A 14,457-nucleotide genomic window follows, 5' to 3' on the forward strand; every position below is an offset into this window, starting at 1 on the left:
TATTATTTAAGAGTAATTGAAAAGCACTATATAGATAAACACATATACACCGAAAAAAGCTTAAAATAAGCCTTTATACATTGTAAAATACATCTGCTTTTTGTCGTAAAAATACAAAAGTTTACTACTTATGCCCCTTTTTTGCCCCTCTTTCGCTTGATTTTTCACGCGAAAACCACGCGAAAGCAGACCGACATCACTGTCGGTCTGTCAAGTCCGTCGGAGCGGACATTTTCATGATTTTCCATTCCAATAGAAAACCTCTAGACAAACTAGAGGTTTAGATGATCAATTGGTTCTTTCTTTTTTAGATTTAAATTAAGAAATTATTTTTTTCGCAGTTTCCGCTGCGTTATTGTTTTAGCTCAAATCACCCCAAAGAGTGATGCGATTTCCTGCATCGTCTGTTTGGCCAATGGCCATAAAATTACGATTGCCAGATTGGCCAATGTAAGAGATCCAACGATAACCATTAGCTGATCCTTTGCTGTCGTAATTGACAGTATCCCCGGCTTCGTAAACATGCACAATCTCACTGTTAAGATTTGGTTCACGACGCACATTGATAGCTGATGTTCCAATTGTAAATGTTCCTGTTTCGGGTGTGAGCTCGATTTCTTCTGATGTTGGAGTTACATCTGCAGGCGTGACTGGCGCTGCGCCATCGCTATAAGGTGGATAAAACCAGCCAATTACGTCCTCAAAACCTCGATTATTGTATCGAGCTGGGCCTCCTACAATTAGAGCATCAGCATTACCGTCAATATTCTGCTCGACAGTGCGCATGGTGATGCCGTCAGAATCCTCAATGACGATACCGCAATGACCATAATTAACACCACCAAACCAAGCATTCATATTGAAAAATGCTCCAGCACGTGGGTTAGCATCGGTTGGCATGCGGTGTACTTCCCAACCTGCAGCTTCTGCGGAATCTAGCAAATCAACGGCATTGCCCCACAAATCCACTCCAAAGAAATGTTTAGATGGGTAAGTCACTAGATCAGCGCATTGAGTGCCTCCGAATCCATCTTTATCAACACCCATGCCCGAGTTCGCTAAGCCAATCGTAAATTGTACAAGTTCATTTGCTGTTGTCATAATTATTTTCCTCCCTATTTATCAAACTGACTCGCGCCAATAACATAAGTCACCTCACCAACGATGTCAAGCGGTGTAGGCAGCTGACGCACATTGCTAGCATTGACCAGCACACGACCGTCTGGCATCAAGACGAAGTCAATTGCAGCTTGTGGTTGGATTTTACCTTGAGCGATCACTTTAGCTGTAAATGTGACAGGATGCGCAGGCTTAAATCCTTCTGCAATCCTTTCGTTTAATGTATATTGTCCGTTATCCCAGCGTTGTGTCGCTGGTGTAGAGATGTGAGCTCGCACTTGCGCTTCTTCATTTCGAGCTAGATAGAGTTTTGACCCAAAGCCAAAACGGAAATTTCCTTCTGCGTAATCAGTTACTTTTACTTTTGTCATTTTTTATTTTCCTTTCAAATTTTCAAAGACCGCAAACCAAAAATAGGTTGCAGCAAAAGCAAACAGAGCAAGCTTCAGCGCCTGCTCTTTTATTCTATTTTTTAGGCTCGTCATAATTTAGAGCCTGTTGGCTATCACCTAGCCCAGCGGTCGTTGGGTCGTTAACAACCCCAACAAGCACCAGCAAAGCAAAGAGTACATTGATAAAGACTAAAATCTTATCAATCGTTACTCCAAATTCCAGCTTAAGACCGAAGATGTCGCCTGCGGCCTGCAAAAGCAAGGCAATAGCTGGCACCAGAGCCAGCCAGAAATTCTTGTTTTTCAGACGAACCGTCCAGTTAATCTTATTCATACTTTCTCCTCTCTAATTGGCAATTTCGAGAATTTCTCGAACAAAAGCTTGATGGCGCCGTTGCCACCAAGCTCAACATAGCTCTCGTAAAGGCGGGACAGTTCTTCCAGCTCATGCTGGGTAGTCTGGCCACGCCTCAACGCTTTTTTTAGATTTTCTTGCAATCGAAAACGCTGAAGCCGCTGTAAGCCTTTTTGAATCAGGTTTAGATCCTGATTGTTTCTGTTTCCGATATTTTGTATATTGGTCACAGACTCTTTCAGGTCGCCCAAATCTTCGACTAAAGCTTCGATTCGCTTGTCGGTTTCTTTGCTGTTTTGATTGCTCCTGTAACTGAAATAGCTAGGGATAATCACGACCAGGACAGGCGTGAGTTTATCCACAAAGTCTATTAAATGATTCACATTTCACCGCCTCCTATTTTTTCTCGGCTCCTTTTACTTCCAACTCCGCAATAATCGCATCTTCCGCAGCATAGACCGCGTCTTGGAATGCCTGTTCTTGCTTTCGTACTTCGCGACGATTCGCAGCATACGCTTCGCTGTCATTGATCCATTCGGTAAACGTGGTCACGCCCTTATCATCGATATCCGCAGTCATTGTCTTAATGACTGTATCACCGACCTTTAGGCTTCCAACGAGTTTTGTAGTTTTTACGATTTCTAAAGTCATAGTTATTCTCCTTTTTCTGTTTCTAATGCTGTGCTTGTTTCAAGCTCCGCATTACGATCAAGAGCTTGTTGCAGTTGCGCCTGAAGCTCTTCGTTTTGAGCTTCAAGTTTTGCAATTGTTAATGATTTACTAGCAATTTCAATTGCTAGCTTAGACTGGATTGTTTCGTTCATATTCTCCTCCTAAATTTTTGCAGGCATAGTGTAGTTATAGCCTTTTTCAGTCGTTTTATTATTATGTAGCAGTTGGAGATTATCGATGATGAGGTTAATGGTCTCTCTCATGCTTGAGTAGGTGGAAGCATTCTTCCATAACCACACATCACCAACTTTTACCCTTGAAGAAACACGATGATTGACATTGTGAGCGTCAATCTCTAGTTTGTTTGGTAAAGTGATAACATCCCATCCATCCGCAGATTCAAAAGGTGAGCTAGTCAATCTGACAGTGTCTCCTACAATATCGACTTGGTCAATATCAGGGCCGTTCCATGCGCGAATTCCAACAAATCCACCATCATCAGAACTCTCGTTGCCGTAACGATTAGAACCAATTATCGTAACTCCAGCAAGACCTTTGCCTACGACTTTTCCTGTCGCGAATTTAACAAATTGGTTAGGATAGCCTGTTAAAACTCGTTTCAATGCTGCCTTGTCTGTGTAATAATTGATTTGCCCAGCATTCAAGTCAATTTTCATCGCGTCGTTCTGAGCTGTGATGACCTTTCCTTTCATCCACTCGATAAATGCCAGCTCAATCTTAGACTTGATAAAATTCGCATCTAAACCAACGATTTTATTAGCATTTAAATTGACGATATTTACATTTGCAGCGTTGAGTGTGCCAGCCGTGATTTTATCAGCCAACACGCTTTCAATCATTGCGTTTTTGATGATCCCGTTATCAATCAAGGTTTTTCCGTCCAAGTGGATAGAATCACCTTGGATGCGGACGTTTGGACCAGTCAAATTGATTTGACTGACGATATCCCCGTTCGAATTAAGATTCTGCACCGCCCAGCTTCCAGCTAATTGACTCTGTACCGTCCTCAAACCTTGATTTTTGGACACTTCTATCTGAAAAAGCTGATTAGTCATGATCATGCGAGAGACCTTGTCCGTGATTTCCTTTTCCGTCGAGCCAATCAGCCGCTCATAGAGCTTGCTCGTTTCCTGCACACGTTGAAAATCGGTCTGGCTAGCCTTGCCTGCGATTTGCTGGCTGATAGTAGCGAATTGACCGTCTACGTTTTGCTTGTATTCGGCCAATTTGGTATCTGCGTAGGCCGTTGCGTCTTCTGGAGACGGGCTCCAGCTTGTCGTAACAGTGCCTAGCTCAATTTTCGGAGCGCAGATTTCGACGCTTCCAGCGCCACTTTGGCCAAATTGAATTGAGTTAGCCACGGCATCAGCAGTAAATGTAAGTGAGTGCCGCTCCCAATCCCTGTTTGAGATGGTTTTGTGCAATTTGCGATTAGCATCATTGTTATTTGCCCAAGACCTAATTAGCAGACCAACCGTTGGACTCGGGCTATCACTGGCCACTCGAGCATAGCAAGACACAGTGTATTTCTGGCCGACCACAAGAGCCATAGCAGCTTGCGATAAATCCTTGTTTCCAACTGTGTTATTGACGATACGGATCATGCTTTTAATTAGCGGGCTAGGAGAGCTTGTGACGGGTACAACCTGAGCTGTGCCGTTTCCTCCGCTTGTCGCTACCCATTTGCCATTTCTGTAGTCTCCAGCTGTAGGCAAATTCGCTGAGTTGCGCAAGAGGTTGACACCTCCCTCTGTCAGCTCCTCAAACCGCCTCGTCAGCCCTCGCACGTCCTCTGTATGCTGCGCTTTGCCAACATAGCCAGCCTCAATGAGCTTGCGCTCTGCGATCAACTGACGGGCTGTTTCCTCTCGAGAGTAAGCGCGCAGAGCCTCTACTATCATACCGTTTGCGCTGACATAGGCTTGGACAGCCGTCAGGTCTGTGCGCAAGCCCTGAGCCGTCCGTTCAAAGCTCGCCTTGGCCTCTGTGATGAGGCCTTCGGCGTCTTCTGGAGCAGGACTCCAGTCGGTCGGTATCGTACCTATTTCTAGCTTGGGAAAACCTGTGACAGCTCCGTTTCCCGTTTGAACGTATAATCCTGCAATAAAATCAATCCAGTTATCTCTAAATTCAAATACTTTATAGATACGTTTCTTAGAGATATTTCCTGTTCCCGTTTCCCAAACCTCAGGCCAATCTCTATGCGATGAACCGGCAATTCCTGCAGATATAGATAAACCAAATCTTCCTTTGCCGGTAGAGATCACATTTTCGCCCGAAACCTGCACGCTTATAACAAATCTTTTGCCTTTTGCATGCTTGACAAAATCAGGATGGATCTGAATCTCTTTATATCCGGATGTGATTTCGAGACCAGAATTTAAAAAGTAATTCCGACCGCCCACCGCCAAACTAGCTAATTCCTCGCGGATCCTATCGGCTGTCTGCTTGACCTCTGATTTACTAGCTTTATCACCCAGCTGGCCTACGATTCGCGACATATTTTGTGCATTGGTCTGCTCGTAGACTGTTTGCTGGGTTCGGATGATACCGACATCCGATCGGATTTGGGCAATGTTGCTAGACAACTGCCCCTGAGCCTGTGTTAGGTCGGTTTTAGCACTAGCCAAGTCCTGATTGAGCTTGGTGATAGCACCCTTGGCCGCCTCGATAGCGGAGGCATTGGTACCAGCCGTGCGGAGGGCTTGGGCGGTTTGCTGGTTCTGGCTGGCCATGGATTGGTTGATCTCTTCAGTTTTGGATTCGTATTCCTTGCGAAATTTCACGAGATCCATTTCTAAAGGGTTGAGTTCCCATTCTGCACCATTCCAAAAGTACAGATTAGTCTTTTCTCCCTCTTTTAGATAAAGTTGATCACCTTTTCTGAGAGTCCCTACAGGCTCGTCTCTCGGTTTGCTTTCACTAAAGTAGATTGTGTTCTTGCCATCTGCAGAAACAAGTGCTTTGGTCGCTGTAGCAATAGCCTTAGCATTCTCTGCGGCAACGTCCTGAACCGAACGGGCAAGACTGCTCATTTCACTCGCCCTTCGTTGAACGGAGCCGATATCGTTACAGACAACCTTGCGACTGATTAGATTGCCGCCCACATCGTATTCACTGGTAAACGACACGATACGGACTTTTTGACGAAACCCTAATGTTTCGTTAATGGCCATAATGAAGTCGCCCGGATTCGGACGACTAAGTCGATAGCCAGCACGTGACAAGTCTTCAATATCGATTTCGACAGAAACCTTATAAGACTTGTCCACGTTCTCCTTCAAGCGTTCTAAGAGCTTACCAGTTTCTTTGTAGCGTTCATCTACGACAGGCTCTGCTTCAATTCGTCCATAGATTTTTGCTAGTGGGCTTTCGTACTCAGATTCATAGCGACCTTTCGAATGATCTTCATCGTCTTTCCAAGCACCAAGGCCTCGCTGATAGGTTACGAAGCTGTTGATATTCTTTTCGATTTTCAACTCGTTCATGTTGAAATCTTTACGAACGATAGCAGATAAGTCTGTCCCGATCCGTTTTAGGATACGGACTACATGCCCTCGCACGGAAAATTCAAGACCAGCTGCCTTGATGATGTCGTTAAAAAGCGACAGTCGAGACTTATTCCCGAAATTTTCTTTTCGAATAGATCCGACTGTCGTTTCCAAATTGTAAGTATAGCCACTACCTGAAAAAATCGCTTGCAGATATGTTTCAAATGGTTTTGAACCATTCAAAGTATCATAGACCATTGATTTTGACATATCGTAGAAGAATTGATGTACTGCGTCAAATTCAACTTCAATCTGTCGTCCTGCATCGTTAGGCTTTGCATAAGTAACACGATAATATTCATCATCTAAGCGAAAACGCCAGCCACGATCTATGCCGTGCAAGACTTTATCGTTGGTGTAGATTGTGCCTTTTACAGACAATTCACCGTTGACCGCATTAGTCGCAGAGTAAGCGACTAAAGCACTGTGCTCTGTACCCTTTTCATCAATAAATGTAATCAATCTACCACCTCCTTACTTATACAATTCTTTAAAACCTAAAATTTTGATAGTACCCCTAAAATCCGTAGAATAGCGTACTTGCTTCTGCGGATTTGGACGAATGATAAAATATTCATAATTTGTTCGAATATTGATGTTCAAATCTGGCAATGCCATACCTTTGTAAATTACATTTTCGACACCGGACAAGCGCAATTTGTCACCTTCTTTAATCGGTGTCGAAGCATGATTGTAGACCCAGCGCCTTCCGTCAATCTCCAAGAAAAAGCTTGTTTGGCTAGCACTTGCAGTCAATTCAACTACATAAGGCACCTCTAGCTGACTAAGAGCTGCTGTACCTTTGTAGGGAATGACTCCACCAGATAAAACAACATCTCGAGGAGTAGTTTCCCCAAATGGCAATTCAGCAGTTACCAGTTCAAAAGAAATGTTATATTTCAAGCCTGCTGCTGATTTGCCAACAAAGCTATAGTCAATTTCATTTCCAATATGCACCTTATATCGATACTTCCATGGTGTATGAGGGATTTCCAAAAGATTTAGATCCCCTTTCTTCGCTCCTGGCAATTCAAACCCGTACAAGTCATCTTGTACTGGGTGCATTTTCGTAACGAAATAAGGCTCATCACCGTACAACCAGCCTGCAAGCTCATCTTGTTTTTCCATAAAAGCCGAAAGGCTAGCAACTGCCAGCCTTCCAGAAACTTTTATTGTTTTTTGACGTAGGGTAACCCCGTCGTGGATATACCCGCTACGTCCCTTGACTGTACGCCTGTCTACCTCAACAGAAGGCGTACTATCATCAATTTTAATGTTATAAATGCCTAGCTGAGACAATTTCGTCTCAGCGTTAGCATGTGTAATCAGTAAATCCATTTCGTAGCCTTTCTATTCGTAGACAAAGTAGTCGTCCTTGATACGATCACGCGCTTCCTTCTCTTTAACAGTCGTATAGATCTTGTCTCCCACGATTTCATTGTGGATTTCAAATTTCGTATCTGACAGCTGAGAATGCTTCACATCATCGCTCAGATTTTCAAGAGATGAACGAATACCGCTATTATTTACACTAGCCGACGTAGTAACTACGCTATCGACTCCGTATTTCTGGTCAGTAATGGCCATGGCGTAGTCTTTTGCGACTCCGTCAATCGCTTTGACCCAACCAGCCATACCGTTATACATTCCTTCGCCTGTAAAGCCACCAATCGCATCCATAACACGAGAAGGTGAATGGATATCCAGAGCAGAACGCATCACGCTTGCAATGTTAGAAGCGATTGAATATGCGAGCGCGTACAGACTGCCAGCCATGCTTGCTAATCCATTGTAAAGCCCTGAGCCAGCGTGAACACCTACAGAGTTCAAATGACTAGCCAGCGTATTGAAAACAGCCACAATCTGACTATTCGCAGAAGAAGAAATGCTGACGGCTTGGTTCATTCCGCTGTTAAAAGCAGACGAAACAGCAGACATTCCCTGTTGGACAGAACTCTTGACTTTATTCAAGGTACTATCAAATGTCTGAGCCATCTTATTTCCGCCCGAAGTTGCAGCTTGATCAACCTTATTCATGCCGTCTGTAACGGCTTTGGAAACGCCGTTCATGGCATTTGTCGCAGCCGTCTCGGCATTCTTAAAGTTATTTGTCACTGCATTTGCGACTGCTTGAGAGCTGCTTTCAGCATTAGACTGCATAGTAGTAAACGCCGAAGTGGTAGATCCCTGCATGCTATTTGTTGAACCTGTCGCATTTCCGCTCATGGTATTGTAGTTACCCGAAACAGCGGCAGCCGTACTACTAGAAATAGCACTAGCATTAGTTTGAACGGTCTGGAATGCAGCGTTTGAGTCCGTTTGAAGCGCCTGCATGTAGGAGCTAGCACTTGTATTCAAACCGCTCAAATTGCTTGATACATTCGCATTCATGGTTGCTGACTCAGTCGTAGCGGTTGTCTGAGCTTGTTGCATATTACTAGATACATTGCTGCTTAAAGCCTGCATGTTAATACCCGTAGTCGTAACGAGCGCTTGCATGTTAGCGTCTACGTTTGTATTCATGGTCGTTACTTTATTTAGCGTATCAAGCCCCATCAGATTCATGGAATTGCCAACGTTTTGCTGCATAGTCTGCGCCTGTAACGTCGCATTTGTCTGAGCCTGTGTCATTCCGTTTGTGACATTAGCTCCTACGGCCTGCATATTCGTATTGGATGATGTCACTAGATTTTGGAAGCTAGTATTGACATTTGTACCCATTGTATTGACCGCATTGGAAGCATTTAGCCCCATCGTGTCCATGTTGAGTTGAACACCTGTAGCCATATCTTGGGTATTAGTCTTTGCAGCCGTGGACATTTCAGAAGTCTTAGCCGACACAGATGATGTCAAATCATCCATAGTAGCTTTGGTTTTGCTAGCTCCCTCTTCATTCTTGCCAGTGATCCAGTCCCAAATCCCGCCGAAGAACTCACCTACTTTTTGACCAATTCCAACAATTCCGTCAATCAAAGCACCGCCTAGAGCTTTGATAAGCTCCCAACCGGCTTCTAAGACTTTCGGTATGCCAGTTATCAAACCGATGACTAATTGAGCAATCAGCTGTAGACCACCCATAATCAATTGAGGCGCTGCTTGTATCAAACCAGAAACAAGTGAAATGACAATTTGAGCTGCTGAAGCGATGATTTGTGGCAAATTTTGAATCAAACCTGTCACAAGAGACATGATCAGCTGGATACCGCCCTGGATAATCGCAGGTAAGTTAGATACCAAGCCTTGGATAAAGGACGTGATGACTTGTACCGCAATTTGCAAAATTGTTGGCAATGACTGGACAATCCCGGTTATCAGATTTTGCAGGATTTGGATCCCGTTTTGGATAATCTGAGGCATCTGTTGACCCAAACCAGTCAAGAAGGTCGTAACGGTCTTTTGAGCGTTAGCCATCATCTGAGGAATATTTTTTAGAATTCCTTGAGAGAGATTTGCTAACAACTCCATCCCAGTCGACAAGAGAGTCGGTAATGCATTTAACAGCGAGCTGACAAAGGTACTTAAAATAGTATTGGCTGAGCTAATCAAGGAAGTTGCATTCTGTCCAATCCCTTGAACCAAACTCACAATCAGGCTCACCCCAGCATTTACAATGACTGGAAACATAGTTGCAAAAGCACTAGCGAATTTAGCTATCAAATCCGCTCCCGAAGCGATTAGAGCGGGAATAGCATTCGTGATCCCTTGAACCAGATTATGAATAATTTGAGGCCCTTTAGTGGTTACTGTGTTTAGTAATTGGTCAATTTGAGTGCCGAATTGATTGTCGATGATACCCAAACCAGCCACGACGAGACCAAGGATTGCAGCTGGCCCGATAGCAGCCAAAGCAACACTCATGACAGAGCTGATACCGCTTGTCATCATAGACAAGACAGACAAGCCTTTTGATGCTGCTCCGCCTAAAACACCACCTAAACCGCTAACTTGAGCAGCAAAGAGGCCGACCATTCCAGCGGCTGAGCTAAAACCGCTACTCAATATGCTTCCAAGGGCTCCTATTTTAGTCCCCAAACCTCCTAAAAGGCCAGTAAGCAATGTTAGCCCCTTAGTTGCAGGACCAAATGCGAGTAGGCCACCGATTAGGCTAAGGATAGGTGCTGCAGAGGACATCGTCCCTTTAAATTTCTCCATGACACTATCTGCCAATTTAGTACCATTCAAGAAATGGTCTAAGACAGGATTGATAGTAGCCATAGCATCAGTAAAGTTTTGGATTCCTTGCGATTGACTAAATTTATCTACCAGCTTATCCACATATTTTACGATTGTAGTAAACAGTGGCAGGACGGATTCTCCGAGCTTAATTTGTAGAGTCTCGAATGATCCGCTCAAGCCTTCAATAGCGCCTTTTAAGTTGTTTAACTTTTCAGCAGCAACTTGTGCAGCAGTAACCTTGCTGATTTCCGCTTGCATCTTGTTCGCGCCATCTGCACCCTCATTCATTGCGATAGTTGCCGCACGTACGGCATCTGTACCAAACATGGTCTTGAGTGCTTGTTGTTGCTGTTGTTCCGTTAGGCCGCTCAAGCTTTCTTTTAATACTTGAGATACTTCAGCAAATGATTTGATTTTACCTTCTGCAGTAAAGAATCTATTAGACCCATCTTCTGTGATGATGCCTAGTTCTCTCATCATATTCGTTTGCGCCTTAGTTTGCGGCTGCAAGTTCATCAGCATCGTCTTGAGAGATGTACCCGCATCAGAGCCTTTGAGACCATTTTGTGCAAATACAGCCAAAGCGTTGGTTGTATCTCTAAAAGAAAGTCCTAAGCCGCTAGCTACAGGGGCAACTGCCGAAAGCCCGTATTTCAATTCGTGGACATCTGTCGCTGAAGCATTCGCAGCACCAGCCAATTGATTAGCAGCATCTACTACGCTCAGATTGTCTCGTTTGAAGGCATTCAAAGCCGTAGATGCAATTTCTGCCGCTTCTTTCAAATCCAGCTCGCCTGCAGTTGCTAAGTTCAAAGCGCCCGTTAAGCCACCGTTTAAGATATCTTTAGTAGATACCCCAGCTTTCGCCAATTCCTCAATAGCATCCGCTGCTTCTGTAGCAGAAAATGCTGTATCAGCTCCAGCTTTAACGGCTGCATCATGAAACTGCTTCATCGTTTCAGCGCTAGAGCCAGTAACAGCCTTGATGCTACTCATGCGAGCTTCGAAGTCAGCTGATTTGGTGATCGCACCGCCTATTGCATTCTTGATGAAGTTAAATCCTGCATAAGCTGCAGAAATCCCTAAAGCTGTCTTAATGAGGTTACTTGTGGCAGATGCCGCTTGATTCGTGTGATTCACAATGCCCATCAAAGCGTTAGTAGCTTTACTACCTGCTTGTTGAAAAGCATTGCCAAGGCCACTGGAAATTTTGCTGGATAAAGTGCTGACTTTGCTAATCAGCTTGCCACCTAACGTATTGCTAGCCTGATTTGCAAAATTATTTACTTTTCCTAATGCAGAACTAAAAGCGTTACCGATAGAGCTACCGACCGAAGTCATTTTGGTAGTTATTGGAGACAAAGCACTGGAAATCTTAGAATTAAGACTAATAAATGCTTGAGCTACCTTGTTTAGCCCGTTTTGTATGGGTTCAGGCAAACGTTGCCCGATATTGGACGCGATCCGATGGATTTCGCCAAGAGCGATGTTTAGACCGCCTTTGAAGCCTTGACCGATTTTCTGGCCAAGCGTACTACTGTTGCTAGCCAGCTCATTCATCAGCTGCCCGATTTTTTGGATCATCTGATTTGAACTATTTACCGCAGCTTTTTGAGCATTATCAAAGGCTTGTTTGGTCATAACAGCAATTTCATTCATAGCGCGCTCATACGCTCTGGTATCCGCACCAATCTCAGCAAAGATTGAGCCATCAAAACTCATGCATCCACCTCCTTTACTATTTATTTTCTGTTCGCAAACATCTGACTAGCTTTTTCAAGTTTTGCCACAAATTCGCTTTTATTTTTGATCTCTTGTTTTGTTGGCTTGTGGAAGCTTCTGCGCACCCTTTCTTTTTCTTTGCGCTTGCTGAGTTTGTTGGTATCAACCTTCTTGCTATTGAGCGTATAGCGCAGTTCCAAAGCCAAAGCTGATAAGTTTTCACGCGCTTCAATCTGCCTATAGTGCAGACCCTCTAGGATTGCGTCAAGCTCCCATTTATTGCAATTCAGGATTGTTTCTTGGTCAGTTAGACCAAGTCTTGCACATTCGGTTAAGAGAGCGCGCTTTCCATCTTGCCAATAATTTCTGAAATGGCTTTGGCTTGCATTTGAGCTGTTGCGTCGTTTTCTGTAGCTTGGCTCTCTGCCAATTCCAGCCCAAGACGCATGTTCTCGATATATTTCAAAATCTTCTTCTTGAAAAAACCAGATTGGACCATTTCTTCCTGGATTTCTTCGAATAGGGCTTCTTGCGGATCTTCAGCGTCAGATTTTTCGAAATAATTTTCAATAGCTGATAATGCTTCATCTTCACTGACTGCTTTTCCTTTTTTGCTGCCACAAAACTGAATCAAATCCACAATACCTTGGTCGTCACGATCGACGATTTTATAAAACAGGGCACCGATTCCGTTTTTTGAAGACTGACCATTCGCGTCTTTTGTCGCAAGATCCTTGTCAATTCTAAACATCAAACGAAAATCAAATTTGATTTCCACAATTTTGTTACCGATTTTAAATTCCATTGTTTTTCTCCTTAATCAAAAATAAAAGGGCGACCTGTGAAAGCCGCCCTCCTGAAAATTAGCGCTGAATATTATCGTAATCGCCGGTTGTTTCGCCCGGATTTTGATATGTGTAGATATCGTTTAACAAAGCGAGTTCTTCGGCAGAAAGCGGGAACTTGCCATCCTGCAAACGGCCAACAATTCCAGCTGTGTATGAAAGTTCAACGAATCCTTCTACGTCATCGTTGAACTCAACATCATCAGTGATTTTAGCGTAACCGAATTTAGCTGGATAAGCATCTTTTTGATTACCAGACTCACCGATTTTTGTTTTAACACTTTCATCAACAATAACGCGCCAAATCTTGATTGACTCACCTTTTGCTTGAGCGTCTAAGATAACCCCGATTGATGGGTCCATCGGCGCAAAGTATTGAGTCAACTCAATTGAGTGCTCATCGCTTGATTTTTCAAGCAAGCGTCCTTGTTGTGTTTGCTCATCCTGATACTCACCGCCAAGCGTTGTGCTTCCGCCTGTACGATAAGCTGGCAAAAGCGCTCCTTCGCCTTTTTCTGCATGGATTGATTGGATAAAGTAGAATACCTTCTTACCAACAATCGGCTTAGCTGTAGTGATTTTTACTTGTCCTTTTTCAGCCATTTAGGACCTCCTTGTTTAAAGTATTGTTTCGGTCGTTTTAATGACGATATGATAGACCTCCCGACCGATTGAGCTGTCCATCAAAATAGTTGATGTCGTCCGCCTATTGCGACCTAATAACCGAATAGCCTGTGATTTGATGTTTTCTGCGTGGACTCGACTTTTAGAACCCGGCAGAAAGATATCAATCTGAATAGTGCTATCTTCGATTATCAACCCTGTCTGTGCTGTTTTTGATGTATCAGATGCAATACCGCCCACCACAAGAAACGGCTCGACTACGGACGCATCAGGTAATTTAAAATGGATTGGGATACTTAATGCTCCCAATCGCTTTTTTAAGTCTCTTAGTAAATTGCTTGTTGGTGAATCCATAATCACCTCTTAAACATCTTATTTAGATTGCTCATCAATTTTGGATATTCCTCTTGTACAGCGGGATGCATAAACGGCTGTGGTGCCATCTTCCGCGTTCCCAACTCAACATAGATTGAGTAGTAAGCAGGAGAAATGACCTTATAACCCATAAACTTCGCTTGCATGCTGTAGATGTTCTCGCTCATCCAGCCAGTGTCCCAAGGAGCATATAGCTTAGCTAAACGCTCAACGCGTAGACTGGAGCGATTCAACTCTCTATCAACAGCAATCGGAGCTTGTCGCCCCTTTCTCTGCACCTCGCGCAGAAATTTATCTAATCCCTTCACACGATAAGTCAAGCTCATAGATAGATCACCGTGCTATTTTTGTGATGTTTCTTGCCTTTGACAGCTCGTCGCTTGCCGTTATAAATGACTTCTGAGAAATCTTGATGAATACCTTGTAAATGCAACTTAAAACTGTCTAGATTGTATTTTCCAAAGATTCCCATCTGTTCATTATTGGTTAACGTCCCACGTTGGCAAGGCAGAGGACCAATTTGTTCTGTTGTAACGTCGTCTTCTAGCTCGTCTTTAGGAGTGGTTTCTTTAATTAAAATGACTCTGTCATTGTAAATCACATCG

The 14,457-nt window shown here is 43.8% G+C and carries 13 protein-coding genes and 1 pseudogene; all 14 read right to left on the minus strand.

Going from position 1 to position 14,457, the window contains the following annotated elements; all coding sequences use genetic code 11:
- Positions 1 to 360: 360 nt before the first annotated feature.
- Positions 361 to 1,110 (minus strand): annotated as a pseudogene (locus D8791_RS09220) (SH3 domain-containing protein); the annotation flags it as partial.
- Between the two features lie 5 nt (positions 1,111 to 1,115).
- Positions 1,116 to 1,490 carry a hypothetical protein gene (locus D8791_RS09225; protein ID WP_125447476.1) on the minus strand — a complete coding sequence of 125 codons (375 nt, stop codon included), beginning with the start codon at positions 1,488 to 1,490 and terminating at the stop codon, positions 1,116 to 1,118.
- Positions 1,491 to 1,584: 94 nt separating this feature from the next.
- Positions 1,585 to 1,845 (minus strand): phage holin, encoded by a 261-nt coding sequence (locus tag D8791_RS09230; RefSeq protein ID WP_125447478.1) that lies wholly within the window; start codon positions 1,843 to 1,845, stop codon positions 1,585 to 1,587.
- Complete coding sequence (locus D8791_RS09235) at positions 1,842 to 2,249, minus strand: hypothetical protein (RefSeq protein WP_260473514.1); 408 nt, start codon at positions 2,247 to 2,249, stop codon at positions 1,842 to 1,844. The genes D8791_RS09230 and D8791_RS09235 overlap by 4 nt, the downstream gene beginning before the upstream one ends.
- A 13-nt stretch (positions 2,250 to 2,262) precedes the next feature.
- Positions 2,263 to 2,517 (minus strand): hypothetical protein, encoded by a 255-nt coding sequence (locus tag D8791_RS09240; RefSeq protein WP_125447480.1) that lies wholly within the window; start codon positions 2,515 to 2,517, stop codon positions 2,263 to 2,265.
- Positions 2,518 to 2,519: 2 nt separating this feature from the next.
- Positions 2,520 to 2,690 carry a hypothetical protein gene (locus D8791_RS10320; protein WP_185760577.1) on the minus strand — a complete coding sequence of 57 codons (171 nt, stop codon included), beginning with the start codon at positions 2,688 to 2,690 and terminating at the stop codon, positions 2,520 to 2,522.
- 9 nt (positions 2,691 to 2,699) lie between these two features.
- Positions 2,700 to 6,572, minus strand: coding sequence for a gp58-like family protein (locus tag D8791_RS09245; protein WP_260473515.1), 3,873 nt, complete (start codon positions 6,570 to 6,572; stop codon positions 2,700 to 2,702).
- 12 nt (positions 6,573 to 6,584) lie between these two features.
- Positions 6,585 to 7,448, minus strand: a complete 864-nt coding sequence (locus tag D8791_RS09250; protein WP_125447482.1) for a phage tail family protein — start codon at positions 7,446 to 7,448, stop codon at positions 6,585 to 6,587.
- A 12-nt stretch (positions 7,449 to 7,460) separates the two neighbouring features.
- A complete protein-coding gene (locus D8791_RS09255) occupies positions 7,461 to 12,008 on the minus strand; it encodes a phage tail tape measure protein (RefSeq protein WP_125447484.1) in 4,548 nt (1,515 codons plus the stop codon).
- Positions 12,009 to 12,339: 331 nt separating this feature from the next.
- Positions 12,340 to 12,813: a tail assembly chaperone gene (locus D8791_RS09265; protein ID WP_125447488.1), complete on the minus strand. Its 474-nt coding sequence runs from the start codon at positions 12,811 to 12,813 to the stop codon at positions 12,340 to 12,342.
- A gap of 58 nt (positions 12,814 to 12,871) precedes the next feature.
- Positions 12,872 to 13,456 (minus strand): phage major tail protein, TP901-1 family, encoded by a 585-nt coding sequence (locus D8791_RS09270; RefSeq protein WP_125447490.1) that lies wholly within the window; start codon positions 13,454 to 13,456, stop codon positions 12,872 to 12,874.
- A gap of 15 nt (positions 13,457 to 13,471) precedes the next feature.
- Positions 13,472 to 13,831 (minus strand): hypothetical protein, encoded by a 360-nt coding sequence (locus D8791_RS09275; protein ID WP_125447492.1) that lies wholly within the window; start codon positions 13,829 to 13,831, stop codon positions 13,472 to 13,474.
- Positions 13,832 to 13,833: 2 nt separating this feature from the next.
- Positions 13,834 to 14,178 carry an HK97-gp10 family putative phage morphogenesis protein gene (locus D8791_RS09280; protein ID WP_125447494.1) on the minus strand — a complete coding sequence of 115 codons (345 nt, stop codon included), beginning with the start codon at positions 14,176 to 14,178 and terminating at the stop codon, positions 13,834 to 13,836.
- Positions 14,175 to 14,453, minus strand: a complete 279-nt coding sequence (locus D8791_RS09285; RefSeq protein ID WP_125447496.1) for a hypothetical protein — start codon at positions 14,451 to 14,453, stop codon at positions 14,175 to 14,177. Before D8791_RS09285 ends, D8791_RS09280 begins: the two co-directional genes overlap by 4 nt.
- Positions 14,454 to 14,457: the final 4 nt, after the last annotated feature.

This window comes from Streptococcus cristatus, from assembly GCF_003943515.1.
Classification (GTDB): domain Bacteria; phylum Bacillota; class Bacilli; order Lactobacillales; family Streptococcaceae; genus Streptococcus; species Streptococcus cristatus_D.

Bases quoted from the DNA above. Each gene is read 5' to 3' on its own strand.
- D8791_RS09255 (WP_125447484.1), bottom strand. From the start codon at position 12,008: ATGAGTTTTGATGGCTCAATCTTTGCTGAGATTGGTGCGGATACCAGA.
- D8791_RS09275 (WP_125447492.1), bottom strand. From the start codon at position 13,831: ATGGATTCACCAACAAGCAATTTACTAAGAGACTTAAAAAAGCGATTG.
- D8791_RS09240 (WP_125447480.1), bottom strand. From the start codon at position 2,517: ATGACTTTAGAAATCGTAAAAACTACAAAACTCGTTGGAAGCCTAAAG.
- D8791_RS09280 (WP_125447494.1), bottom strand. From the start codon at position 14,178: ATGAGCTTGACTTATCGTGTGAAGGGATTAGATAAATTTCTGCGCGAG.
- D8791_RS09230 (WP_125447478.1), bottom strand. From the start codon at position 1,845: ATGAATAAGATTAACTGGACGGTTCGTCTGAAAAACAAGAATTTCTGG.
- D8791_RS09265 (WP_125447488.1), bottom strand. From the start codon at position 12,813: ATGGAATTTAAAATCGGTAACAAAATTGTGGAAATCAAATTTGATTTT.
- D8791_RS09270 (WP_125447490.1), bottom strand. From the start codon at position 13,456: ATGGCTGAAAAAGGACAAGTAAAAATCACTACAGCTAAGCCGATTGTT.
- D8791_RS10320 (WP_185760577.1), bottom strand. From the start codon at position 2,690: ATGAACGAAACAATCCAGTCTAAGCTAGCAATTGAAATTGCTAGTAAA.
- D8791_RS09250 (WP_125447482.1), bottom strand. From the start codon at position 7,448: ATGGATTTACTGATTACACATGCTAACGCTGAGACGAAATTGTCTCAG.
- D8791_RS09225 (WP_125447476.1), bottom strand. From the start codon at position 1,490: ATGACAAAAGTAAAAGTAACTGATTACGCAGAAGGAAATTTCCGTTTT.